The sequence below is a fragment of the Lacrimispora indolis DSM 755 genome (assembly GCF_000526995.1).
GTDB lineage: Bacteria > Bacillota > Clostridia > Lachnospirales > Lachnospiraceae > Lacrimispora > Lacrimispora indolis.
Genome location: NZ_AZUI01000001.1, coordinates 4,196,558 through 4,220,693, shown reverse-complemented (window position 1 = coordinate 4,220,693; position 24,136 = coordinate 4,196,558). Strand labels below are relative to the sequence as shown.

22 protein-coding genes are annotated in these 24,136 nt (G+C 47.3%); 4 read left to right on the top strand and 18 right to left on the bottom strand.

Annotated features, from left to right (window positions below):
* Positions 1 to 42: 42 nt before the first annotated feature.
* Complete coding sequence (locus K401_RS0120260) at positions 43 to 1,203, top strand: acyltransferase (protein ID WP_024294671.1); 1,161 nt, start codon at positions 43 to 45, stop codon at positions 1,201 to 1,203.
* Positions 1,204 to 1,206: 3 nt separating this feature from the next.
* On the opposite strand, the gene K401_RS0120255 is transcribed toward K401_RS0120260, so the two are convergent.
* From K401_RS0120255 to K401_RS0120235, 5 genes are all read right to left on the bottom strand, one after another.
* Entirely contained in the window at positions 1,207 to 2,364 is a 1,158-nt protein-coding gene (locus K401_RS0120255) for a DUF4317 domain-containing protein (RefSeq protein ID WP_024294670.1), read from the bottom strand.
* 129 nt (positions 2,365 to 2,493) lie between these two features.
* Positions 2,494 to 2,868: a desulfoferrodoxin family protein gene (locus K401_RS0120250; RefSeq protein WP_024294669.1), complete on the bottom strand. Its 375-nt coding sequence runs from the start codon at positions 2,866 to 2,868 to the stop codon at positions 2,494 to 2,496.
* Between the two features lie 93 nt (positions 2,869 to 2,961).
* A complete protein-coding gene (locus K401_RS0120245; protein WP_024294668.1) occupies positions 2,962 to 3,726 on the bottom strand; it encodes a response regulator transcription factor in 765 nt (254 codons plus the stop codon).
* Positions 3,719 to 5,437: a histidine kinase gene (locus K401_RS0120240; protein ID WP_024294667.1), complete on the bottom strand. Its 1,719-nt coding sequence runs from the start codon at positions 5,435 to 5,437 to the stop codon at positions 3,719 to 3,721. The genes K401_RS0120245 and K401_RS0120240 overlap by 8 nt, the downstream gene beginning before the upstream one ends.
* Positions 5,434 to 6,498 carry an extracellular solute-binding protein gene (locus K401_RS0120235; protein WP_024294666.1) on the bottom strand — a complete coding sequence of 355 codons (1,065 nt, stop codon included), beginning with the start codon at positions 6,496 to 6,498 and terminating at the stop codon, positions 5,434 to 5,436. The genes K401_RS0120240 and K401_RS0120235 overlap by 4 nt, the downstream gene beginning before the upstream one ends.
* A gap of 133 nt (positions 6,499 to 6,631) precedes the next feature.
* Here K401_RS0120235 and K401_RS0120230 point away from each other — a divergent pair, with 133 nt between their 5' ends.
* Positions 6,632 to 7,477 (top strand): hypothetical protein, encoded by an 846-nt coding sequence (locus K401_RS0120230; RefSeq protein WP_024294665.1) that lies wholly within the window; start codon positions 6,632 to 6,634, stop codon positions 7,475 to 7,477.
* Between the two features lie 61 nt (positions 7,478 to 7,538).
* Here the strand turns inward: K401_RS0120230 and K401_RS0120225 are convergent, their stop codons facing one another.
* The 4 genes from K401_RS0120225 to K401_RS0120205 all read right to left on the bottom strand — a co-directional run bounded on the left by K401_RS0120225 (position 7,539) and on the right by K401_RS0120205 (position 13,172).
* Complete coding sequence (locus K401_RS0120225) at positions 7,539 to 8,987, bottom strand: phosphoglucomutase/phosphomannomutase family protein (RefSeq protein ID WP_024294664.1); 1,449 nt, start codon at positions 8,985 to 8,987, stop codon at positions 7,539 to 7,541.
* Between the two features lie 222 nt (positions 8,988 to 9,209).
* Positions 9,210 to 10,862 (bottom strand): ABC transporter permease, encoded by a 1,653-nt coding sequence (locus K401_RS0120215; protein ID WP_024294663.1) that lies wholly within the window; start codon positions 10,860 to 10,862, stop codon positions 9,210 to 9,212.
* Entirely contained in the window at positions 10,856 to 11,935 is a 1,080-nt protein-coding gene (locus K401_RS0120210) for an ABC transporter ATP-binding protein (RefSeq protein WP_024294662.1), read from the bottom strand. The genes K401_RS0120215 and K401_RS0120210 overlap by 7 nt, the downstream gene beginning before the upstream one ends.
* Before the next feature lie 115 nt (positions 11,936 to 12,050).
* Complete coding sequence (locus K401_RS0120205; RefSeq protein WP_024294661.1) at positions 12,051 to 13,172, bottom strand: ABC transporter substrate-binding protein; 1,122 nt, start codon at positions 13,170 to 13,172, stop codon at positions 12,051 to 12,053.
* Between the two features lie 289 nt (positions 13,173 to 13,461).
* Here K401_RS0120205 and K401_RS31380 point away from each other — a divergent pair, with 289 nt between their 5' ends.
* A complete protein-coding gene (locus tag K401_RS31380; RefSeq protein ID WP_024294660.1) occupies positions 13,462 to 14,619 on the top strand; it encodes an IS91 family transposase in 1,158 nt (385 codons plus the stop codon).
* A 54-nt stretch (positions 14,620 to 14,673) separates the two neighbouring features.
* Positions 14,674 to 14,853 (top strand): hypothetical protein, encoded by a 180-nt coding sequence (locus K401_RS33655; RefSeq protein ID WP_024294659.1) that lies wholly within the window; start codon positions 14,674 to 14,676, stop codon positions 14,851 to 14,853.
* 242 nt (positions 14,854 to 15,095) lie between these two features.
* Here the strand turns inward: K401_RS33655 and K401_RS0120190 are convergent, their stop codons facing one another.
* The 9 genes from K401_RS0120190 to K401_RS0120145 form a co-directional block, all read right to left on the bottom strand.
* Positions 15,096 to 15,722 carry a VOC family protein gene (locus K401_RS0120190; protein WP_024294658.1) on the bottom strand — a complete coding sequence of 209 codons (627 nt, stop codon included), beginning with the start codon at positions 15,720 to 15,722 and terminating at the stop codon, positions 15,096 to 15,098.
* Between the two features lie 49 nt (positions 15,723 to 15,771).
* Entirely contained in the window at positions 15,772 to 16,593 is an 822-nt protein-coding gene (locus K401_RS0120185) for a class I SAM-dependent methyltransferase (protein ID WP_024294657.1), read from the bottom strand.
* 24 nt (positions 16,594 to 16,617) lie between these two features.
* A complete protein-coding gene (locus K401_RS0120180; protein ID WP_024294656.1) occupies positions 16,618 to 18,369 on the bottom strand; it encodes an ABC transporter ATP-binding protein in 1,752 nt (583 codons plus the stop codon).
* Entirely contained in the window at positions 18,362 to 20,185 is a 1,824-nt protein-coding gene (locus tag K401_RS0120175; protein WP_024294655.1) for an ABC transporter ATP-binding protein, read from the bottom strand. The genes K401_RS0120180 and K401_RS0120175 overlap by 8 nt, the downstream gene beginning before the upstream one ends.
* 200 nt (positions 20,186 to 20,385) lie before the next feature.
* The gene (locus K401_RS0120165; RefSeq protein ID WP_024294654.1) at positions 20,386 to 21,003 is read right to left on the bottom strand and encodes a TetR/AcrR family transcriptional regulator; all 618 of its coding nucleotides are present in this window, start codon (positions 21,001 to 21,003) and stop codon (positions 20,386 to 20,388) included.
* Between the two features lie 141 nt (positions 21,004 to 21,144).
* The gene (locus K401_RS0120160) at positions 21,145 to 22,014 is read right to left on the bottom strand and encodes a cysteine ABC transporter substrate-binding protein (RefSeq protein ID WP_024294653.1); all 870 of its coding nucleotides are present in this window, start codon (positions 22,012 to 22,014) and stop codon (positions 21,145 to 21,147) included.
* Between the two features lie 28 nt (positions 22,015 to 22,042).
* Positions 22,043 to 22,795 carry an amino acid ABC transporter ATP-binding protein gene (locus K401_RS0120155; RefSeq protein ID WP_024294652.1) on the bottom strand — a complete coding sequence of 251 codons (753 nt, stop codon included), beginning with the start codon at positions 22,793 to 22,795 and terminating at the stop codon, positions 22,043 to 22,045.
* Between the two features lie 5 nt (positions 22,796 to 22,800).
* Positions 22,801 to 23,478, bottom strand: coding sequence for an amino acid ABC transporter permease (locus tag K401_RS0120150; protein WP_024294651.1), 678 nt, complete (start codon positions 23,476 to 23,478; stop codon positions 22,801 to 22,803).
* Positions 23,459 to 24,118, bottom strand: a complete 660-nt coding sequence (locus tag K401_RS0120145) for an amino acid ABC transporter permease (protein ID WP_024294650.1) — start codon at positions 24,116 to 24,118, stop codon at positions 23,459 to 23,461. The genes K401_RS0120150 and K401_RS0120145 overlap by 20 nt, the downstream gene beginning before the upstream one ends.
* Between the last annotated feature and the right edge of the window lie 18 nt (positions 24,119 to 24,136).

Below are 24,136 nucleotides of genomic sequence, written 5' to 3'. Positions count from 1 at the left end.
GGTGGAAATCTTAAAAGACAGGATGGGAAAGGAACAGAGATTATGGGAAAATTACAGATGACAATACTGGCTTTTATGGCAATTTCCGGCTGCAGCCATATCAGGCGGCAGCTCCGGGACAGAGATTACATAAGGCAGCTGTTTTTAGGAAATGCCGCCGGAAAAAGCAGGATCCTCTATCTGGATTATGTGCGCCTGACTGCTGCCGTTTTTGTCATTTTGGTCCACTGCCTGGATTTTTCCACGGCTGAACTCCCGGAAGGAACAGCGGCCTGGGTGGCAGCACAGTCTCTTTCCTCCGTCCTTTTGGTCTGCAACACCCTGTTTATCATGAACAGCGGCGCTTTGATCCTAAGAGGGCAAAAGGAGGGGTTCATGACCTTTTATTATAAAAGATTTCTTCAGGTGGCTCTTCCCTTTTTCTGCTACTACTGTATCTATATCCTGCTTTCCTGCCAGTATTTCAATTCCGGATTTATAAGCGGGGCCGCAAAAGCCTTAAAGGATATGGCGGCAGGCCCCATCGACTGGGCGCCCCATTTATGGGTGATCTATGTCATTTTATCCCTCTATATCCTGGCCCCGTTTTTTGCCATACTTTTAAAGCAGCTGACCGATTCCATGCTGCATGGGCTGTCGGTCCTGATTCTGCTCTTTGGCTGCCTGGCAGTTTATCTGCCTGCCATGGGCCTGCCCCTAAATCTTGAGCTGATGATCAGTCCATGGGAAGGAGTATTTTTGCTTGGATACTACTTCTCCCAGCCTATTTCTTTAAAATACAGGAAAGCCTGGTGGGGGCTTGGCATTGCCTCCTGCCTCTTTACCATCCTGTGCGTTTCCCTCCGGCCTGATTACAAGGCCATTCTATTGGCAAAGGGCGCTCCGGCCATGACGATTACAGGAGGAGCAGTTTTTCTTCTGCTCCGTTCCCTGGAAAACCGGCTTCCAAAACCAGGGCTTCTCATGGGCTTTCTGATCCGGTACAGTTATTCCATCCTGCTGGTCCACTGGGCGATTCTCTATTTTGTCAGGGAACGGCTTCCCATACCCTGGCCTGCCTTTGGAATGGCCGGCAGCACCATCCTGTCCTTTGTCCTGGTGCTGGTTTTATCAGCCGGAGCTGCTTTTCTCTTTGACCAGACCGTGGTCCTTTGCGTTCAAAGCCTTTTTAAAGGTCTGGCCCGGCCATTTAAGAACCAATGAGTTTTATTCTTCCAGTTCTGGTGTCCGCTCTGCTCCAATGGGTCTTACGGTGATTCCGTTGATTTCCACATGCTCGCTGATGCCGATCACGATGCAAGGACGGCCGTCGATCATCCGGTTTTCCACCAAATGAGTCTTATCAGGCGCTACCTTGATGCTTACATCCGCAGTTTTGATCTCAAAGCTTCTGGTATTGACCACATTGGTGGCAAGGAAGGGGGGTACTGACTGTTCTTCGTTCTCCCCATAGCGCTGTTCAAATTCTTCCAGCTTTTCCTGGCTGGCTCCGTTGTTCTCCAAAAGCCGTTTCATCTGGTACTTGTCCAGGGTAAAGGGGGCCGGTTCATCCTTTGTTTCCTCTAAGATCTCATTTAAGTTTTCATGAAGGCTTTTGACTGTCTCAAAATCGCAGTTATCTCCCAGGGTTTCTTCCACAATGGCCTGGAACGTCTCCTTCTGGCTTTTGGCTGACATGGGTATGATACAGCCAAGCAGCTCGTCGATCAGGCGCTCCGGCATTTGCTCCGGGTTTTTGGCATAGTATAAAAGGCTGTGGATATCTGTATTTCTGTCCGTAAAGGCCGGAAATAAAAATCCGGTATCAGGAGCCTCTACGATCCAGTCCCTGCTGCGGTTTTCGATCACATTTGCCTCAGTATTGTAGCAAAGGCCTGCCTTTGACAGCTTTACCGGACAAATGGTGCACTGGAGGAATTCATAAACAAAATCCGAGGCATCATACATTTCCAGGCCATCTGAGGACCTTGCGGGAATGTCGTAGGCACAATGGATGAGGATGATGTAAAAATTTTCGCCAAAATCGTAGCTTGCAATGACCTTATCATAGAATTCCTCAATCAGCACATCATCCTTTAACTGGCTGTCCCGGAGCTTTAAAAGGAAATTCTGGGTTCCGCCCTCTTCCTCCGTATGTAAGGGAAATTCCATATTGACCATATTTTTGCCCATGGTTCCTGACAGGGCGCTTCTGAAAATGGTGAAGTACTTAAACGCCTCTTCCTCCGGGAGGGATAAAAATGCCTCCTTAATCTCCGTCCGTTTGTTCTTTTCCGCGTCCACATAGCAGCCGCAGATACGGCTGATGGCGCAGTTGGCCGGAGTAAAAAGTTTCTTTATTTCATTGGCTTCTTTCTTATTCATTCTACGGTCTTCTCCTATTCTAAAGTAAAGCTGCAAAATAATACTAGAGCAAATCAGGGCAGAAGTCAAGAATTGGTATCATTAAAAAAACTCACAGACCGTCAGGCCCGTGAGCTTTTTCACTTCTTCTTATTTATCTGCTTTCCATAATCCGTGAAGGTTACAGTACTCGTATGCAGAAACCACTTCATCTCCGTCGCAAAGCATGAATTCAGCAACCGGTTTCTCTCCCGGGCTTAATACCTTTCTCTGATTGCCCTGCTTGGTCTCTAATGCGATCCAGCCTATGTAATGCTCAGGAAGCATTGGATGCTCAACGGAACCAACCGTAACCGTTACATGCTGTCCGTCAATCTCAATTACAGGAACGTGTTTCTCTGTTGCAGCATCTGTTGTATTAGCTACCAACTCGTGCATATTTTCTCCGCAACATGTAATCGTACCGCCTTTTTCCTCTACAACCGCCACAATATTGCCACAACGGTTACACTTTAAAAACTTCATAGCAATTACCTCCTTCGTCTTTTGAATCTTTATTGAATTATATTCTCATTATACTATAAAATTCAATAATTTTCAATAGATTCAAAGACCTTCTCACTTACCGCATCGTTCTTGGTATTCTGAGGGCGATACCCCCAAAAGCTTTTTAAACTGCACGCTGAAATAGGCTGTGTCCGAATACCCCACCTGGTCCGCCACCTCATAAACCTTGACCCGGCAGTCCTTTAGCAGGGACATGGCTACCTGCATCCGGTAAAGGGTGAGATAGCTGGTAAAGGTATAATCCGTTTCTTTTTTCAGCACACGGCTTAAATACCCTTCGCTGATTTCTAAGTATTCCGCCACCGTACTGATGGTGATGTTCTCCTGATAATGCATCCGGATGTACTTTGTGGCTTCATCCACATATTTGTTTTTTGATTTCTTGTCCGCATTAAAACGGAGCACCGGTGCCGCCTCCTCACCTGCCGCCTTTTCCATACCCTGCTCCATCTGGCTCCTGATATGAAGGATGGCCTGCTCTAAATCTCCATCCTTTAAGGGTTTTAAGAGGTAATCACTGACCCCCAGACGCAGTGCGCTTTGAGCGTATTTAAAATCCCCGTAAGCAGTCAGGATAATGAACCTGGCTTTACACCCTTCTGCCCGCAGCTTGGTGATCATCTCTACCCCGTCCATGCGGGGCATCTTCACATCCGTTACGATAATGTCCGGGGAAAGCCGTTCTGCCAAATGAGCGCCTTCCTCCCCGTTGGCAGCCTCGCCGGCTATGACACAGTCCAGAGCCGCCCAGTTAATGGTCAAAATGATTCCCCGGCGGACCATTGTTTCATCTTCCACAACTATGACCTTATACATCCGTAACCTCCCTCTGGACCGGCAGCCTTAAGGCAATGGTGGTTCCCTCCTTTGTTACCTCCGCCCTGATCCCGTATTCCTGGCCGTAATAGATTTTCAGTATGCGGATCACATTGTAAAGACCCAGGTGCCCATCCCTTTTAAGGGGATTGTCACTGTTGATCCAGTCCACCATTTCCTGATCCATCCCACACCCGTCATCTGTGATGGAAATGCTTAACACTCCGTCTTTCTGGTCTGCAAAAATGCAGATGTATCCGTTTTCGCACCCATCCAGCCCATGGATGATGGCATTCTCCACCAATGGCTGCAAAAGCATTCTGGGCACCATACAATCCTCCAGCTGGTCCGGTATCTCGGTTTCATAGAGGAACCGCCCCGTAAAACGGATTTTTTGGATCTGTATATAGCTTTCAATGGTTTCCAGCTCCTCCTTCAAGGTGATGAAGGGGCGGCTGGAAATGCTCTTCCGCAGGATTACCGCTAAATTCTCCGCCAAAATGGCGATTTCCGGGATCTGATTGATCCTGGCATTCCATTTAATGGTGTCCAGGGTATTATAGAGAAAATGGGGGTTTAACTGGGTCTGATACAGTTTGATGGTGGTCTTATTTAAATCCTTTTGCTTTTGAACTGTGTCTTCTAAATATTTCTGCAGATCCCCTGTCATCTGGTTAAAGCTTTCCGTCAGCCTTCCCAGCTCATCCTGTCTGTTTGTATGAATGCGGATGGATAAATCACCTTTTTTTACCTTTGCCATAGCCTTATCCAGCTGGCTCACCGGCTGGGCAATGCCTCTGGAGAGAGCACCGGAAATCATCAGGCAGAGGATCAGCCCCAAAGCAGATAACAGAATGCTTACTGTGCCCATGGTGCGGATGGCCCCGGCACTGACTGGTGCGGAACGCCTTAAGATGACATAGATTCCATGGGAGGGTTCCATGGTCCAAAAATATCTGGTATACACTCCCCTTCCCTTTTCTCCCTCCTGTCCGGCCACTCCATGAAGGATGATGTCGTTGATCTCCTCATCCCCATACTCCGGTCTTGAGCAGTAAATGGGCCTCTGGTGGGAATCCAGCAGCAGGAACGTATCCCCTGAGGAATAAAAGCCATTTAGCAAATTGTCAAAATTCTCCCGGGAAAAATCCAGAACCACATATCCGGTTCTGGCTCCATGGGAATTTTCCAGAGAATAGGCTCCCTGCATCAGGGTGTTTTTATCCGTTTCCGGAAGATAGGGATCAGTCCTGTAATAGGTAATTCCCTTCTCCCCCTGAGCCTTCCTTAAAAGCCCCCAACGAACAGGGAGGGAGCTGTTTTTAGAAGCAGTATCCGTTGTAAAACGAAGCTTTCCCCCTGAATCATAAATGCTGAACTGGGCGCTGCTGTATATTTCCTGAACCGCCTGATATAAAGATAAGTACAAATCCTTCTGCATCTCAATGGCATCCTTATCGATCATCACCCTGGCTGCTGTTCCGTCTGCTGTAAACGCTTCACAGGCTTTTTCGCAGTTTTCAAATAACTGGGTGAGCTTTGTGCTGACCTCCTCCAGCTGCCGGTTTCCTTCCGCCGCCATCTGTCTGTTAATGGATGCAGTAAAAAGCCTGGTCACTACCACGCTCGAAAAGGTAAGAGGCACCAGAGCTACCAGCAGACAGCCAAAAAACACCCGTGTTTTAAAAGAAAACCCTCGGTACCACTTCATCCTCCGGCCCTCCTTTTATGCAAAGACAGGACCCCATTCCATTGTTTTAAAATCTCCTTTTTCCCCCGGGACAGCTCCTTTAAATCCATATTAATAACAGGAAGCCTGTTCACTGGGGAAAGTCCGGGAAGAGGAGGCACATCCATGCGCACAGAGCGCCTGTTTAAATCCGAAACAAGGATCCTCTGGACATCCTTACTGACGGTGAAATCCACAAAACGCCTGGCTGCCTCCGGGCGGGGGCAGCCGTTTACAATGGCCGTTCCCTCCGGAAGCACCGTTGTCCCCTCTTTTGGGTAAATGTAGTCCACATCCGCTCCTGAGGAGCGCAGGGCATGGGCTGCTCCCTCTATGGTTACCCCAAGGGAATACCTGCCGTCCAGAATGCCGGAATTCACCTCAGATAAGCTGAAAAGGCTTCCGTATTCCAGGTTATCCGCCAGATGCTCCATATAGTCTCCCTCTCCCCGGTATGTATAAACAGCTGCCGCCAGAGCCGAGGAATAGATATCAGACCGTCCGGGATCCATAAAAGCCACCCGGCCTTTCCATCTTGGCTCCAACAGGCTGATCCAGCCTTCCGGCACCTCCCGGTATGTCACCACATTGGTGTTGTACATGATGACCAAAGGACAGGCGGAAAAGCTGGTCCACTTATGGTCCTGACAACGGAACGCCCCGGCTATGGTTGAAATTTCAGGACTTTCATAAGCCTGCCAGTATTCCTTTTTCTCTTCCAGGGTCTCAATTCCCACACCAAATACCACATCCCAAATTTCTCCGCCATCGCCGTATGGGCCGCTGCTGTCCTCCAGAGTTTTTAAAAGCTCCTCTGAGGACCCGGTTACCACCTTGACGTTCAAGCCGGTGCGCTCCTCAAACTCCTTGACAACAGGCTCACAGATCCCTTTCTCCTGAACCGTATAAACCACCAGATCAGAATGGGAAAGCATGGGCGGCTCTCCCGTTTCCGGCTGGCAGGAAGACAGCAGGAAACAGCAAATAAGAGACAATGCCCAGACCGCCGGCCATTTTCCTTTGATACCCTTAAAAAGTTTCATGGATACCATCTCCTCTCCCGTCCCTGATACAGATTTCTTTTATCCATTATATCAAAAAAATGCTCATTTTGCCATGGGCATAGGACCGCATTTATGGTAAACTTTACCTAATAGACAAATGGAGGTGCCTGCCATGGCAATACATATTATTGAACAATCCATTATCTCAAAACACACCGGAAGCAGCCTGTGTGAAGATGGACTGTTTGTAAATGAAAATTTTATTGCCGTCATCGACGGAGTTACAGGCAAGGGCGTGCTCACCTGGCCTGGCGGTCTGAAGCCTGGTTCGGAAAGCATGACCAGCGGCCGCTATGCAAAAGAGGTGCTTGTGAAGGCTTTATCGTCCATGACTCCTGATATAGACGGAGCCGGTGCCATGGACTATTTAAATGAAGCTCTGGCCCGGGCCTGCCGTACACGCCGTGACATCCTTAAGGAAACACCCGAAGAACGCCTGCAGGCAGTGATCATCCTGTACAGCCACCGCCGCAGAGAGGTGTGGGCCTTTGGTGACTGCCAGTGTATCATTAACGGCATCCCTCACCACCATGGCAAGGCCATTGACAGCCTGCTTTCTGAGGTAAGGAGTCTTTATATTCAGACGGAGCTGCTTTCAGGACGGTCCGAAACGTCTCTTTCCTGCCACGACACCGGACGGGAATACATCCTTCCCCTCCTGCGCCGCCAGCTTCTTTTCGCCAATGAAGACTCTGCCTACGGATATGATGTATTGAACGGTTTCTCCATACAACCGGATCATGTCATCATCTATCCCGTACCTCCCTGCTCCCGGCTGGTCCTGGCAAGCGACGGCTATCCCGTCCTTAAAGAAACTCTGGCAGAAAGTGAGGCTGTACTCAGGGAGCTTATGGAAAAGGATCCTCTCTGCTTTCGGGAAAACAAAGGCACAAAAGGGCTGGTTAAGGGAAATGACAGCTTTGATGACCGCACCTATATCCGCTTTGATACTTTATGAAAAAAGCACAGACGGGCTGCTGCAAAATAATGATTCCTTTTGCAGCAGCCTTTTTATTTTTCTATCCCGCCTGCAGACCCAAATACTCCTCAAACAAGCTGCACACGCTTACAGAATCCGCCTCTGCCTCCATCTCGCAGAAGATCCGCAGCAGCGGTTCTGTACCGGAGAATCTTGCGATCACCCAGCCGCCGTTTTTAAAGTAAATTTTACAGCCATCCATATAAGAGATTTTGTCAATTTCAAAAGGCAGCAGGGGAAGCTCCCGGTCAATCATAAGGATCCGGCTGATTCTCTCCTTTTCTTCGGCTGTAAAACGGTAATCCCGTTCCGTCATATGAATTGCTCCATACTCCCGGCGGATGTCTGCTGCAATCTCAGACAGCTTTTTCCCGGATACTGCCATCATTTCTATGAGAAGGGAGGCGGCATAGATTCCATCCTTGCCATGAATATGACCCTTAACCGTAAGGCCGCCGGAGGACTCCCCGCCGATGATGGCATCTGTCTCCTGCATCTTTGCGGATACAAACTTAAATCCAACGGGAACCTCATAGCATGTTTGTCCGAAGCTTTCCGCCACACGGTCCAGCACATGGGTGGTGGAAAGGCTTCGGACCACAGGCCCGCGCCAGCCCTTATATTTCAGAAGATAGTAATAAAGCATCACCAGAATGTTGTTGGCATGAAGGTAGCGGCCCTGGTCATCAATGACACCCAGTCTGTCCGCATCTCCATCCGTGGCGATTCCAATATCGCAGTAACGGTCCAGCACATAATTCTGAAGGCTCCGCAGGGTCTGCTCCGTAGGCGCAGGCATTTTTCCGCCAAACAACGTGTCATGCTGGTCGTTGATGGTTTCAATGGTACACCTGGCAACGGAAAGGATGGTGCTTAAGGCCGTTAAGCTCACTCCGTACATGGGGTCAATAGCAACCCGGAAATCCCGGGAGCGTATGGCCTCCATGTCAATAACGGATATGATATTGTCAAGATATTCGTTTAGTGGATTGATTTCCTCTACTACTCCTTTTTTCACAAGCTGCAGATAAGAGGCCGGGGGCATTTGTCCTGCCTCCTGGCGGTTTGGCCGGTATATTTTCTCCGCTTCTGAGAGATACGTTTCAATATCCCGGGTCTGCGTCTCATCTGCATCACGCCCTCCATAGGTAAACACCTTGATCCCGTTATAAATGGCTGGGTTATGGCTGGCCGTTACCATCATGCCGTAGCTTAACCGGTGCTTCATCACATAAAACATGATGAGAGGTGTGGGGGAACTGCGGTTAATGAAAAATACCCTGATTCCCTGACTTCCGAATATTTCACAGGCCCATATGACCGCCTCCTTGGACAGAAAACGTCTGTCATATCCTATGACGATACCTTCTTCCTCTTTTTTTTCTGTTTTCATTTTAAGGCTGACGGCAAGAGCCAGCTTTTGGATGTTTTCTTTTGTAAAATCTTCTCCGATAATGGCTCTCCAGCCACCTGTGCCAAATGTTACCATCCTTTGTATTCCTCCTTTTCTGAAAATGCCCAAAGCCTTCAAAAGAAAACTTTGGGCAGATTGTTGTGGCATGGATCCGCAGCGCAGCTGGTAAAACCGTAGGTTTTACCAGCTCACGGGCATTCGCCCTATGAAAAAAGGCAGAAACAGATTTTTTTATGTGCGAGCACAACGAAAATCTGTTTCTGCCTTTTTTCGCACTGCTCATTGCTTTCGTGAATGTTATACAACCGAAACCCTCCCCTTGCTCACCTTCAGGAAAATGAGAAGGGATATGACGGTGCTGACGGTCAGTATGGAGGCCAGTGCCGCCGCTGTGCCATAGCTGTTTCGGACAACCTCCGTATAGATGGCTACGGATATGGTACTTGTTTTGCCGCCGTAAAGCATAACGCTGGAGGACAGCTCATTGATGCAGGTGATCCAGCTTAAGATAGCTCCTGACAGGATGCCGGGGGCCATGAGCCTTGCTGTCACCTTGACAAAGGTCCTCATGGGTGACACGCCCAGGCTGATGGAGGCCTCCTCCACACTTGGGTCCATCTGCTGCAGGAAAGCACTTCCTGACCGCACCGTATAGGGCAGCTTCCTGACTACAAAGGCTATAATCATAATAACAGCAGTACCTGTAAGGATCATGGGCTGCTTATTAAAGGCTACGATCAGGCTGATGCCAAGTACGGCGCCAGGAATGACAAAGGGGAACATAATAAGAAGATCCATCAGCTGCCCTGCTATCCCTTTCTGACGTATCACAATGTAGGATATCAGCATGCCAAGCACGATAATGAATACAATGGCTGTGGCAGAGAATACGAACGTATTACGGATATTAGTCCACAGCCTGTTAAAAATCGTCACATAGCTTTCTATGCTGAAGCCTTTTTTAAAGCCTGTAAAATCGCTTTTTACAAAACTGCTGACAACCACCACGATCTGGGGAAGAATGCCGATAAAGGTCACCAGCATAACCGGCAAGGTTACCAGAAAGCGTTTTAAGCCGTGAAGCTGTTCTTCCTTAGGCGGTCTCATGGCTGTCATGACATAGTTTTTTCTGGTTACGAAATATTTCTGCAGCAAAAGCACCGTTGTGGAACAGAGGACCACAATTACGGACAGGGCGCTGGCTAAATGGGCATTTCCGCCGATTTCACTCATATATTCGTTATATACCAGCACAGGAAGAACCATATAGCCTTCACCGATGAGCATGGGTGTACCAAAGTCCGCAAGGCTGGTCATAAATACCATGATGGCTCCGGCAGCGATGGAGGGAAGAATGACCGGTATGGTAATGGTCAAAAGCCTGCGCAGCTTGTTGCTTCCCAGATTCTCCGCCGCTTCCTCAAGGCTTGAGTCAATGCTTCCCATTGCCCCTGACGTATATAAATACACATAGGGAAACAGCTTGAACGTGAAGACAAGAATAATGCCCAGTTTTCCATAAATACTGGGAAGGTGGATCCCAATGCCTTCAAAAAACTGTGTGACAAAGCCCGCACGCCCGAACAGCATGATCCAGCTGTAAGCGCCGATAAAGGGCGGGCTCATAAGGCTCATAATGATGAATATATGGATAAAACGTTTTCCAAAAACATTGTATCTGGACATGAGATAGGCCATGGGAACCCCTACGGCCAGCGTCGTAGCCGTGGTGACAATGGAGACAAACAGGCTTCTCCCAAGGGAGGAATAATAATACTTTTTCGTGAAAAACCGGATGTAGTTCTCAAGGGTGAAGCCTTCCACCTTGCCGGAGAAGAAGCTACGTGTAATCAGGGTGCAGAACGGATAGATCAGAAACAGCAGCATAAACCCCACTACCGCCACTTTCACCCAAAACCAGAAGTCCAGCTTCTTTCCTTTCTTTACCATGATATCACCTCCTGGGTCTGGGCATCGTATACACCTACCGCACTGATATCAAAGTTCACCCGCACCTCCTGACCGTCAGGCCGTAAGTCGCCGGCATCCTTTGTGTATTCGTTTAATTGAATGGTCTTGCCATTGTTTAACTGGATCTCATACTCAATGAAATCCCCAAGGAAGGTGGAAATGACGATCCGGCCGGGAAGCCCTTCCTTTTCATCGAAGAACATCTGCTCCGGCCTTGCGGAAATGATCCCCTTTCCTTTGTAGGCGGATTTCAGCCTGCAGGTTAAACTGCATTCGTCCTTGATGTTTAAAACGGCGCTGTCCGGATCGCTTCCCTCCACCTCACAGTCAATGAAGTTTGATACTCCGATGAATCCTGCCACAAAGGTATTTTCCGGCTTTTTGTAAATCTCTTCCGGCGATCCCACCTGCATGATATTGCCTTCCTTCATAACTGCGATCCGGTCGGATATAGCCAGAGCCTCCTCCTGGTCGTGGGTGACGTAAATAGTGGTGATCCCAAGGCGTCTTTGCAGTTTCTTGATAACCGTTCTCATCTGCACTCTCAGCTTTGCGTCTAAGTTGGATAAGGGCTCATCCATGAGAAGCACCCCCGGCTCAATGACAAATGCCCTTGCCAGAGCCACCCGCTGCTGCTGGCCGCCGGACAGCTCATTGGGTTTTCTGTCCTTTAAGTTTTTAATCTGCACCAGGTCTAAGGCCTCCTCCACCTTGCGGCCGATCTGGTCCTTTGGATATTTTTTAGCTTTCAGGCCGTAGGCCACATTCTCAGCCACGGTTAAATGAGGAAAGATGGCGTAGTTCTGGAACACCATGCCAATATCCCTCTTGTGGGCCTCCATATTGTTGATTACCTTATCATCAAAACAGATCTCCCCGCCATCCACAGAATTGAATCCTGCGATCATGCGAAGCAGGGTCGTCTTGCCGCATCCGGAGGGGCCAAGCAGTGTGAAAAATTCCCCCGGCTTCATCTCTAAATCCACCCCATTTAGCGCTGTAAAATCACCGTACTTCTTCACGGCCTGTTTAATAATAACTGCATGGCTCATACTTTTCGCTCCTCCTTAACCCTTTGGCTGTCTTCCTGCCTCTTACAGCAAAAGACTGTCCTGTCCCCGAAGGGCTGGGACAGTCTTTTTTGTCAAAATGTATTCCTATCCTTTTTTAATTGACCATAATGTCATTGAATCTCTCAATAATGGTTTCTTTCTCATTTGCCGCCCAGTCAAAATCATAATCCACCAGTACGATATCCTGCAGCTTCGCCAATCCTTCGCCTACTTCCATGTCGCTTCTTACCGGACGGCGGCCCCAGTTCTTGCTCTGCTCCGTCTGGCATTCCTTTGACGTAACGAAATCGATAAACAGCTTTGCGTTCTCCTCGTTGGGGCCGCCCTTTACAAGAGCCACACCATCCGGCACTGCACTGGTTCCGTCTTTGGGATATACGAATCCAACCGAAGGATCCTCCTTATACTGAACTGCGGATTTCTCCAAAGTCAGACCTACGTAGAATTCCCCGTCTGCAACCATCTTGTGGCATTTTCCGGAAGAGTCTACGATCTTGCCGTCCAGGTTGTCATATAATTTCTTAATAAAATCCCATCCTGCTTCTTTGCCGCCATGGCCCAGGATCATGGTGCACAGCTGGGTGTAGGCAGAGCCGGACTTGGAAGGCAGGCAGTATGCGATCTTGCCTTTCCATTCAGGCTTTGTTAAATCCTCCCATGTCTCAGGAATGGTAAGGCCAGCCTTCTCAATCAAATCTTTGTTGTAAAAGATGACCATGGGCAGAGGGCTTTCCCCGATCCACATGTCATCAGCATCCTTATAAGCTTCACCTATAAATTCGTCGTTGGCACATACATAGGGAGCGAAATAATCCTTAAACGCTGCCAGTGAATCAGCACCGCCGCCCCATAATACGTCTGCAATGGGATTTGCGGACTCGGCTGCAATACGGTTGCACAGCTCTCCTGTACCGGCTGCCACTACTTCCACCTTAACATTTGGGTACTTCTCCATGAATAAGTTCACGCCTGCATTTAGGGGGTCCGCATCATGGGGAGAATAGACCACAACTGTTCCTTTGTAATCCTCCGGAGCCTTTGCTGCCGCTTCCCCTCCGGCCTTTGATTCCTCTGCCTTTGTTTCAGCAGGAGCTGCGGTCTCCGCAGAAGTCTGGGGAGCTGCCGTGGTTTCCGCAGGCTTTCCGCCGCCGCTGCAGGCGGATAAGCTTAATGCTGCCAGTGCTGCCAGTGAAGCTGTTAATAATCTTTTTTTCATATATAACCTCTCCTTTATAAAATTATTTGTGTTCACCAATATATAGGAATGTTTTAATTCCGATGGTCTAATTATATGATTCTGATGTGCATTTTTCCATTTAATATTCTTACATTTCTTTTGTCATTCTGAACTTTTGCACTATTTTTCATTTATTTCCCCGTCATACATGTACATAATTCATAATTTCCAATAAATAAGTGCCTTCGGCACCTCAACTCCCCTAGCCCCTCATTCATGAGGGGAATTAGGGGATTCCTTTTTACAACTTTTCCTTTATAATAGTATTATGAATGTCCTACAAAAGATTTTTACTGACCATTATGAAGAAATGCTATATATTCTTCATCCTCGTGACATTGTCACAGAGAATGTTGAAAAAATGATTCACTGTGGGGATCCTTCTTTCGGCGGCGCCTTGTATGGATGCCCTTTTTGTGGTGAGCTTAAGTTTCTTCCTTTCCGTTGCCATTCCAAGTTTTGCCCTACCTGCAGCAACAGATATTGTATTGAACGCTCAACAAAAATGGCCTTTAAGCTCATCCGCTGCACCCACCGACACTGTGTTTTTACCATTGATGAAGATCTACGCCCCTTCTTCCTCGAAGACCGTACTCTACTGGATTGTCTTTTCCACGCAGTTCGCAGTGTCATTCTCAGAATGTTTCTCTCAATAAATAAAAGTAGAAACTTTGTTCCTGGTTTCATCTGTGTTCTCCACACCTTCGGCCGACCTCTTGAGTGGAACCCCCATATCCACTGCCTTCTTTCAGAGGGCGGGTTCTCTGACGATGGCTTTTGGCGCATTGTGAAGCATTTCAACTACACCTATTTAAGAATGGCTTTCCAAACCGCTCTTCTAAATGAAATGGAAAAACGCATCGGTCCCTCTTTCAAAAAAACAAAAGCTGCCATTTATTATAAAGACAAAAATGGATTCTACGTTTATGCAAAGCCTAATCTATGCGATTCTGATACCGTAGTGAAATATATCAGCCGTTATCTCGGACGCCCTGTCATTGCCACTTCCAGGATTGATTCCTACGATGGCACAAATGTGGCCTTTCATTACAATAAGCACGAGGATAACTCTTTTGTTATGAAAACAATGCCCGTGCTGGATTTCATGAAGCTTCTTATCCAGCACATACCAGAAAAGCATTTTAAAATGATCCGATACTATGGCCTTTATGCAAGGCACCGTGAGGTAGATAAGTTACTTTTTAGAGCTGTGCCAAAATCAAAGCACAAGACCCTCTTAGACTTCAATCGGTGGCGCACTCTTTTTCTCTTATCTTTCGGATATGACCCCTTGCAATGCCCAAAATGTAAGCATGACATGGCTTTTTTAGAACTCTACCATAACCACAAACGGGTCCCTCTAATTGAACTTTATGAAAGGACAATGGCAAAACATCGTTGCCGCTCCAGTGGTAATTCTGCTTGATTTTCTATCCCATCTGTTTCATACTAGAAGTATCCAAAGATGGGAGGTGCTTCAATGGATCCAAATCAATTAGAGGAACTCAGGCAAAAATATATCAAAAATCCTCCGGAAGGCATGACTGCAAAGCTAGTAAAAGGTATGACCGATTCTGACCTGCTTGACATGCATTATTTCCTTATTGAGGATGATGACCTTGATGATGACGAATTTGAAGAAGGTTTTTATATCTTCTAACTCAGCATCGTCTGTTACCTATGCCCTGCTCTCGCAGGGCTATTTGTTTACATAAATAAGAATTTGAGAGGAATTTCCTATTATATAAGAAAGAATCCCGCAAGCGGGATTCTCCGCCTGCGGCGGGTCGCCCAGGCGACATCCAACCCTGCCGCCGCAGTGCGATCCTCCCGGAGGGTTTTTATCGTATAGGAGGAACTTCCCTATACGATAAAAAAGCCGCCAAAAATGGCGGCCTGTCTTTATATTTCTTTAACTGAATATTCAAATTCCAGATCTTTGATCCCGTTCCCTGTAAACAGAGTCAATACCGGATCGTCACATAGTTCCTTAATAATCGGTATCAACTCTTCCCTCGTTCCAAAGGATATGTTCTTGATCCCGTTTATACCGTTGGGGTGTATAAAGTTCTCAGGTTTCGGATCAATGTTAAAATAGGTCATAAGAAAAGGAAGCTGCATCTCATGAGGAAACAGGCACGTAAACCGTAATTTTCTTCCCTTGGTATCATTCCTCCGTGAGGGCATTTCAAAATATCCCTGATTGTATTTTTCCAGAATACCCTTCTCTTCCCTTAAATCGGTCTTATAGTTCTCAAGTGCGACTCCGCAGGGGCCTCCTTTATGGTTATCCCAATAATCCAGGCGGTCGGCCAATCTGCTTTTTCCAAACATGCGCAAAATTCTCTTCATGAATTTCGGCATTCCAGTTGAAGCAAGCAGTTCCAGATAAGGCCCTTGGGAAAAATAAATAATTGCATTGTATGGGTTTTTCTCTGTCCCATATTCCACTTCAAATCCCTTTTCTTTAAATTCTTCTACTGCCTGGTACAAGTCATCTACTTTATAAATAATATGGCTGGTTTTCACCTGGATTCACTCCTCCTATCTGTTTTGGAGCAATTGTTAACCTGATTGTTTATTCCGAAAAACGCAGATGGATGAATTTCATCATATTGATCTGGTCCGATATTTTCATCATAAAGCGGATACCAAAGCTCCACTGCCTGTTAACCGGTATGCCCTTAAAGTATTTTTCACAGGCAATGGCCTGGATATCCGGGGACCAGTTTTCCAGATCTTTTAAACCATTGATGTAAAAATGCATCATGGCGCCTTTATTCCCGGTCTTTTCCACCATACGGTTTGACTTCTTAACCGCCTGCCTTGATCCCGCATCAAAATAAATTTCCCCTCCGGGAAAACGGTGAGCCATAGCTTCAAAGACCGCTTTCAGCTGCTCTTCCTTGAAATAATAAAAAACTCCGGCCGAAACAAATAATATGCCATCCCCATGATTAAAAATAACATCATCAAACCAGGAAGTGTCAAACAGGGATTTTGCAATGCTTGTGTTACGGGGGGAATCGGGAAGGAACTTCTGACGGAAGGCAATCGCATCAGGCAGATCAAGATTATACCAGTTGATCGTTCCATTATCCACCCTGGAAAAGGTGGTATCCAGCCCTGCCCCGATATTTACGATGGAAGCACGGGGATGTTTTCGGATGAATTTGCGGATGGCATCATCAATTTTCCGGGCACGGACAATATAACAGATTCCGCCGAACTCACCGAAGGTTTTGGCAATGGAGCTGAAGTCATAATCGCAGCTTTTGATGATTTCAATGGCTTCCTTATCATTTAGTATTTCCAGATTTTTCGCACTGGCCGTGGCGCGGCCCCACAGCGGTAAAAGCATGGTGTTTTGCACTGTTTGGGAATTTAATTCCGATTTCATTTTGTATGCTTCCTCCTTTTTCCCTTAAACGCTCCAGCCCATGCTTTCCTGCTGGATCCGGTACAGTCTTTCATAAAGCCCCTTGTTGTTCATCAATTCCTCATGAGTTCCCTCTTCGGACAGTCTGCCCTCCTCAAGCACAATGATTTTATCCGCTCCGGACACGGTTCTTAAGCGGTGAGCAATGACAATGACTGTCTTGCCTTCAATCAGCCTGGAAATTGCCTGCTGAATCAGAGCTTCATTCTCGGGGTCAAGGGATGCGGTGGCCTCATCTAAAAGAACGATGGGTGCATTTTTCAATAGCGCCCGGGCAATGGAGATCCGCTGCCGTTCGCCTCCGGAAAGAGTGCTTCCGTTTTCCCCAAGCATGGTCTGATATCCGTCGGGCAAAACATTTATAAACCCATCACAGCAGGCGGCCCTTGCTGCTTCCATGACTTCTTCCTCCGTTGCTTCCATGTTTCCAATGCGGATATTGTTGTAGACTGTGTCATTAAACAGCACCACATCCTGAAATACAAAGGACATATAGCTCATTAAGTGTTCCGGGTCAAGGGTTCTTACATCAATTCCGCCGATCTTTACGCTGCCCTGATTTACATCCCAGAACCGGGCAATCAGTCTTGAGATGGTGCTCTTCCCGCAGCCCGAAGGTCCTACCAGCGCCGTAATGCCATCGGATGGAATGGATACCGTAAGATTTTTGATCACCATGTCTTTTTTGGGATTTTCCCCATGGTAGCCGAAAGAAACGTTTTCAAAGTCAATATTCCAGTGCGTCAGGGGTTTCTCCGATCCTCCCTCCATGACAGGAACAGTCATGAGCGTGCGCATCCGTTTCGTAGCGATACGGTGGTAAAACAGCTCCGGCAAAAGAGTGAACTCCACAAGGACCGGTCCGTAAATCCTGACAACAATGACAAAAAACATCAGCATGGGGATCAGCTGGATGCTGCCGCCCGTCAGTAAATAAGTCCCGGTGAAAACAGTAAGACCCACACCTGCCTGTAAGATCATCTGGGCGCCGGTGACAAAAATCCCGGTGCCGAATTCCATTTTGATCGCCATTTTCATCATTAGATGCAGGGCATTATCCAGCGCCGCAAACTTTGAGCCATCCAACCCGCAGGCCTTGATGACCTTGATTCCTTCCAGATATTCCTGCACATGATCGGAGGCTTTCAGCTTTGCCTCCACCTGCTTCTCACTTAAACGGGCCTGGATCTTTTTGCTGCCAAGGATGACCAGAAGCGCAGCAGGCACAGTAATAAATACGGAGAGAGCCATCCTCCAGTCAAAAGCAGCCATCATAATGCAGATAATGGTAATGGAAATGGCATTGGCGCTTATCTGGGGAAGGATGTGGCTTAGCACATGCTCTGTTGTGGAACAGTCAGCCATAATGTTTGTGGTCAGTTCAGAAAGATCCTTTGAGTTGAAAAAGCTCATGGGCAGCTTCCTGATCCGCTCGGCAATGCTGATCCTTGAATTCTCCGCTTCCAGATAAGAAGTGACGTAAGTCTTTTTATAATCGTTTTTGCTGGCAAGAAACACCAGGATTGCCGAAACAATACCGCAGCCAAACAAAAACCACATCCTGGTCCAGGAAATCTCCTGTGCCATCAACGGCTTTAAAAGCTCTGCAAAAACCTGAATAGTAACTGCAAAGGGCAGCATGAGCGCCAGATTGGTGATCGTGCAGGCGGCAACGGCTTTCTTTAAATCCGTATAGCCTTTATCGGTAAGCATCAATACTTCCTTCCAATTAAACATGTTCTCTTATCCCCTTTCTGTCCATCTTCCAGTCAAGAGCCTTCGTATACACGTTCCACATATCAAAATATTTCCCCTGTTTCTCCAGCAATTCTTCATGACGGCCCTGCTCAATAAGCCGCCCCTTGTCTATCACTATAATTTTATTGGCACTGCGGATGGTTGATAAGCGGTGGGCGATCATGATTACCGTCTTCCCATGCATGAGCTTTTGAAATGCCTGCTGAATTAAATGTTCATTCTCCGGATCTGAAAATGCAGTTGCCTCATCCAGAAGTACAATGGGTGCGTCTTTTACAATAGCTCTGGCTATTGCAATCCGCTGCTGCTCACCTCCTGAAAGATGGATACCTTTTGTGCCTATGACTGTATGGTATTTTTCCGGCAGTTTTTCAATGAATTCATGGCACTGCGCAGCCCTGGCTGCAGCGATCACCTGCTCGTCGGTTGCGTTCTGGTTTCCCAGCCTGATATTATCCATAATGCTTTGCTTAAAGAGGAACACATCCTGGAATACAAAGCTGACCTTTTCCATTAAGTATTCGCTTCGCATCTGGCGCACATCAACGCCTCCGATGAGGATCCTGCCCTCCGTCACATCGAAAAACCGGGGAATGAGATGGGCAATGGTGCTTTTGCCCCCTCCCGACGGGCCCACAATGGCAGTAATCTGGTTTTCCTCAGCCCGGAAGGAAATGCCGGAAAGCGCCTGTGCCTCCTGACCGGCGTAAGAGAAGGATACGTTTTCAAATACGATTTCATGGCTGGAGATTTTCCTGGGATTCTGTGGCTGAGACAGCTGCGGGGTCTGCAGGATCTCATCCATTCGTTCCACTCCTCCTATGATCTGCATTCCGCTGGTGGAAACGTACATGATTTTCATCAGAACCGCTGCAATGGATGGAACAAAAATAAGATAAAAAATAAATGTGGCAGCAAAGTCAGAATAATCAGAGGTATTTAATCCGATCAGGATGCCCACGGGAATCAGGAATAAGTAAATGTTATTGATAATCGTGTGAAAGGACGACATGTAGTTTTCCCAGCTAAGGGTATAGGGAATGACCATGCGGGTGTATTCCTTGATGGCGCTGTGCATCCGGCGGAAGGAATAGACCGTTTGCTTAAAGGCCTTGACAACGGTGATTCCCCTGATATATTCCACGGAAGCATTGTTCATATCCTCCAGGGCGGTCTGGTACTTTTCCATCATGGTTTTCGCCCCGTCATTGCCATAGGCTTTCATCTGGATCACAAGGGCAATGACTATTCCCGCCGCAGCGGCAAGGCCAAAACGCCAGTCAACGGCCAGGAGAATAATAAACATGACCACAGGAGCCACAAAGGAGGCCACCAGGTCAGGCAGCTGGTGGGCGATAAAGCCTTCGATCTTCTCAATGTTTTCATCCATGATCTTTCGCAGCTTCCCGCTGCCCACCAGCATATGAAACCCCAGAGGCAGTCCGGCCAGATGGGAGGCAAAATTCACCTTCAGCTCATACAAGGTGCCGAAAGCCGCCAGATGAGAACACATCAAAGCCGCAAAGTACAGCAATATATTGAGGATGATTCCCCCAAAAGCCAGCCAGCCAAATCCAATGGTCTTTTGCAGATCAAGATTCCCAAAATCAGGGAATACCCCCATGACTTCCCGAACCACAAAGTATATGGCGATATAAGGGATAAACGAGGCGACAGATGCCAAAGCCGACAGGATCACCGAAGAGACCATGAGAGGCTTTTTAGTTGCCGCAAGCTCCATCAGCCTGGCCATACCTGTTTTAGGCTTAGCTGCTGCAGAATTAGTTTGTTTCATAACGAACCACCTTTCTTTTAAAATGTACTGTTTTTCATACCGGCTCCCAATGGTCTGTAACAGGCAAAAGAAATGCCATTCCAGATAACCGCCCCGGCCATTCCACGGCGGCCTGGATTTTCAGGGATTTCTCCCTGCCGCAGAAACGATTCATGCTTATGTAGTTAGTTTAGGCTAACCCTCATATAAAACTTCTTTGCTCAAAGCCCCATGATCTTCTTCCAGCCAGCATGCTGGAACCTCCCAAGCACAAGGGAATAGGAAAGAGCCTTTTCCCTGGGAACATCATGGGCCACAAATTCCAGGATCTGCTGGAAAAATGAACGGGACAAAATATGGATCAGAGTGCTGTCAATATCCATGACCTCATGACCTAATTCCTTCATGGCCTCGATAAAATCCCAGCTGGACTTCTCTTCGATCTGAGCGAGCTGGGCAAAATAACTGTCACAGCTTCCCGCAGTCCCTTTACAAAATAACAGCTTAAAGACGTCAAGCCTGTCATAAATGTAACTGATCATCCATGGAATCGTATCATCGGTAATATTCTCCAGGGAAGCTGCCTGATCAATGGGAGGAAGGCTTGCAAATTCTTCATGAACCTGTCTGTACCTTTCCAAAAGTCCATCGGCCGCATCACCTGTCAAGGCGTCAAACAGCGCTTCCTTACTGGGAAAATACCCGTAAATGGCTCCTGTTGTCACAGAAGCCTCCCTTGCAATCCTTCTTAGAGACGCCCCTTCATAGCCATATTCCATAAACTCTTTCTTTCCCGCCTCCAAAATAGCCAGACGCGTATCGTTTATCTGAGCGCTCATTCTATCTCCTTTTTATAACACTGTTATATAACAATGCTATTATGGAATGAAAAAGGCAGGACGTCAAGACGCCCTGCCGGTTATTTTTCTCATTAAGCCGTTTGAAAATGACTGTTGATAATTTTTCTCATAGTCTGTTTCCTAAACCTGGCCGCCTTCCACAACCAGATTTTCCGGATCAATTTCATCTCCGTACACAGGCTTTAAAGTTTCCTCAAAATCCTTGTGGAAGAACTCTTCCTTGCCAAGAGTTTCGATCTCACTGTTGATCCAGTCTAAAAGCTCTTTGTTTCCTTTCTGAACAGCCGGTGCAATGGTATCCAGATTTCCGATGGATTCGATTCCTACGGTAAATCCCTTGTTCTGAATGGCCCAGGCAAGAACCTCTGTGTTATCGGTGGAGAAAGCTTCTCCTCTTCCGTCCAGAAGTGCGTCATAGGCTTCCTGATACTCATCAAACTTTAACAGCTTGACTTCCGGATGGTTTTCAGAGAAATAGGTTTCCGCCGTAGTTCCCTTTACCACAATCAGGGTCTTATCCTTTAATTGTGCCACATCACTGATCAAAGCGGCATCAGGAGATACCACGCCAAGAGCCACCTTCATGTAAGGAAGGGCAAAATCTACCTGCTCTTTTCTCTCATCTGTCACGGTAAAATTAGCCAGGATCACATCCACCTTGGCGGACTTTAAATATTCCACCCGGCTGGCAGCCTCTACGTATACGAATTCTACCTTATCTTCACTTCCCAATAAGTCCTTTGCCATGCGCTTTGCAAAATACACATCATAGCCCTGGATTTTTCCGTTGGAATCCACATATCCAAATGGATTCTTATCGCTGAATACGCCGATTTTAATGGTTCCGGCTTCCTTGATCTCAGACAGGGTTCTCGCCTTTGCAGAGGCCCCGCCAGCTGCTCCTCCGTTATCCTTTGCCTGACCGCAGCCAGCCAGAAGACCTGCTGCCATGGTAATGCCCAATAACGCTCCCAGTAATTTCTTGTTCATAATTGTATCCTCCATATAATTTTTTATTTTATAACGCTTCATAATGAAACGTATTTAAAAACTGCTTTGCCCGGTCCGTACTTGGAGAGGTAAAAAACTCTTCCGGCCGGCTCTCTTCCACCACCACACCATGGTCCATGAACAGGACACGGTCAGCCACCGCCCTGGCAAACTCCATTTCATGGGTGACGATGACCATGGTCATTCCGTCCTTTGCCAGTTCCAGCACCACCTGTAAAACCTCCCGTACCATCTCCGGATCCAGGGCCGCTGTAATCTCATCTAAAAGCAGAATCTCCGGATGCATGATAAGCGCCCGTACAATGGCAACCCTCTGCTTCTGTCCTCCGGACAGCTGCCTGGGGTATGAATCCTTTTTATCTAAAAGTCCTACCCTGGCCAGAAGCTGTTGCGCTTCCTCCGTCACTTCTTTTTTATCCCTCTTCTGCACTTTTAACGGAGCCAGAAGGATATTCCCTAAAATAGTCTTATGAGGGAACAGATCATAGCTTTGGAATACCATGCCGATCTTCTGCCTTATTTCATAAACATCCCGCTTGGTTCTGTCAATGACCTGGTCCTTAAACCGGATCGTGCCGGAGTCAATGGGTTCCAGCATGTTGAGACATCGTAAAAAAGTGCTTTTTCCGCAGCCCGAAGGCCCAACCACCACCACGACCTCTCCTTTTTGCAAGGTAAAGGAAATATCCTTTAAAACCGGCTGCCCGCTTTCATAGGACTTCCTGAGGTTCTCTGTCTTTAAAATCTTTTCCTGATTCATTTTTCTCAATCCTTTATTTTTTTATCTAGCAGGGCAGCGGCCCTGGAAAACGGGTAACAGATGGCAAAGTACAGGATAAAGATCACCCCGTATACCCAGAGCGCTGCATCAGGAACCGTGTACCTGGAAGCGTCAATGACCTGTTTTCCCACCTTCACCACCTCGATCACGCCGATCAATACAACAAGGGATGTGGTTTTGATCATTCTGGTCAGAAGATTCATGACCGACGGCAGCAGCCTTCTTATGGTTTGGGGAATCACAATATACCGGTATACTGCAAGCTCTGTCAGGCCTAAACCTAAGCCGCTTTGATACTGATGAACCGGTATGGATTCCAGAGCACTTCGCACCAGATCCCCCATTTCAGCCGTCCCCCAAAAGGTGAATACAATGACCGCAGCCATTTGCCCGGAGAAATTCACGTTCAAATGCTTTGCAGCCCCAAAATAAACGAGAAACAAAAGAACCAGCTGAGGCATGATCCGGACCGTTTCCAGATAAAGCCTTGTGAAAAGCTTAACCGGCTTTTTTTTGCTGGTCATCACCATTCCAAGGACTATTCCAAATCCCACGGACAAAACCATAGACATTGCTGCAATCCTGAGAGATACCCAAAGTCCGCCAAGCAGCCGTAAAAAATTATTTCCCTCAAACAGTATCCTAATTCCCAAATTCTGCATAGCGGACTCTCCTTTCTATCCAGGAACAGAGTAAGGATATGGGCAGCAAAATAATTAAGTATGCTGCCACCAGCATTAGGAGGGCCTCATCTGTTTTATAATAAATTCCTATCAGATCCTTTGCCACAAACATTAAGTCAGCCAGTGCCACTGCACTGAAGACCGATGTTTCTTTTATGAGAAATATGATGTTGGCACAAAATACGGGGACTGAGGTGGTGACCGCCTGAGGAAGGATAATATGCAGGAATACCTGCCCCTTTGTAAGTCCCAGGCTGAGACCCGATTCTGACTGGATGACCGGTACCTGTTCAATTCCCGTGCGAAAGGCTTCCGCCATGTAGCTTCCTCCTAAAAATGCCAGCCCTGTCACGGCACAGCTTTCAGAGCTTAAAACAACACCGATTTTAGGAAGTCCGAAGTATAAAAAGAACAGCTGGATCAAAAGAGGCGTATTTCTGGACACCTCAATATAGCCATTCACAATACTCTTTAACACCGGTATGTTAAAAATCTTCACCAGGCTGCACAAAAGACCAATGGCTGCAGACAGCAGGATTCCCAGAAAAGATATTCGAAGTGTCATACCTGCCGCCTCTATATACAGCGGCGTATAAGCACGGATAAACTCAAAATCCATGATTCTTCTTTTCCCCCT

Coding starts and splice junctions, on each gene's coding strand:
- K401_RS0120260 (WP_024294671.1), top strand. CDS start 43: ATGGGAAAATTACAGATGACAATACTGGCTTTTATGGCAATTTCCGGC.
- K401_RS0120255 (WP_024294670.1), bottom strand. CDS start 2,364: ATGAATAAGAAAGAAGCCAATGAAATAAAGAAACTTTTTACTCCGGCC.
- K401_RS0120250 (WP_024294669.1), bottom strand. CDS start 2,868: ATGAAGTTTTTAAAGTGTAACCGTTGTGGCAATATTGTGGCGGTTGTA.
- K401_RS0120245 (WP_024294668.1), bottom strand. CDS start 3,726: ATGTATAAGGTCATAGTTGTGGAAGATGAAACAATGGTCCGCCGGGGA.
- K401_RS0120240 (WP_024294667.1), bottom strand. CDS start 5,437: ATGAAGTGGTACCGAGGGTTTTCTTTTAAAACACGGGTGTTTTTTGGC.
- K401_RS0120235 (WP_024294666.1), bottom strand. CDS start 6,498: ATGAAACTTTTTAAGGGTATCAAAGGAAAATGGCCGGCGGTCTGGGCA.
- K401_RS0120230 (WP_024294665.1), top strand. CDS start 6,632: ATGGCAATACATATTATTGAACAATCCATTATCTCAAAACACACCGGA.
- K401_RS0120225 (WP_024294664.1), bottom strand. CDS start 8,987: ATGGTAACATTTGGCACAGGTGGCTGGAGAGCCATTATCGGAGAAGAT.
- K401_RS0120215 (WP_024294663.1), bottom strand. CDS start 10,862: ATGGTAAAGAAAGGAAAGAAGCTGGACTTCTGGTTTTGGGTGAAAGTG.
- K401_RS0120210 (WP_024294662.1), bottom strand. CDS start 11,935: ATGAGCCATGCAGTTATTATTAAACAGGCCGTGAAGAAGTACGGTGAT.
- K401_RS0120205 (WP_024294661.1), bottom strand. CDS start 13,172: ATGAAAAAAAGATTATTAACAGCTTCACTGGCAGCACTGGCAGCATTA.
- K401_RS31380 (WP_024294660.1), top strand. CDS start 13,462: ATGAATGTCCTACAAAAGATTTTTACTGACCATTATGAAGAAATGCTA.
- K401_RS33655 (WP_024294659.1), top strand. CDS start 14,674: ATGGATCCAAATCAATTAGAGGAACTCAGGCAAAAATATATCAAAAAT.
- K401_RS0120185 (WP_024294657.1), bottom strand. CDS start 16,593: ATGAAATCGGAATTAAATTCCCAAACAGTGCAAAACACCATGCTTTTA.
- K401_RS0120180 (WP_024294656.1), bottom strand. CDS start 18,369: ATGTTTAATTGGAAGGAAGTATTGATGCTTACCGATAAAGGCTATACG.
- K401_RS0120175 (WP_024294655.1), bottom strand. CDS start 20,185: ATGAAACAAACTAATTCTGCAGCAGCTAAGCCTAAAACAGGTATGGCC.
- K401_RS0120165 (WP_024294654.1), bottom strand. CDS start 21,003: ATGAGCGCTCAGATAAACGATACGCGTCTGGCTATTTTGGAGGCGGGA.
- K401_RS0120160 (WP_024294653.1), bottom strand. CDS start 22,014: ATGAACAAGAAATTACTGGGAGCGTTATTGGGCATTACCATGGCAGCA.
- K401_RS0120155 (WP_024294652.1), bottom strand. CDS start 22,795: ATGAATCAGGAAAAGATTTTAAAGACAGAGAACCTCAGGAAGTCCTAT.
- K401_RS0120150 (WP_024294651.1), bottom strand. CDS start 23,478: ATGCAGAATTTGGGAATTAGGATACTGTTTGAGGGAAATAATTTTTTA.
- K401_RS0120145 (WP_024294650.1), bottom strand. CDS start 24,118: ATGGATTTTGAGTTTATCCGTGCTTATACGCCGCTGTATATAGAGGCG.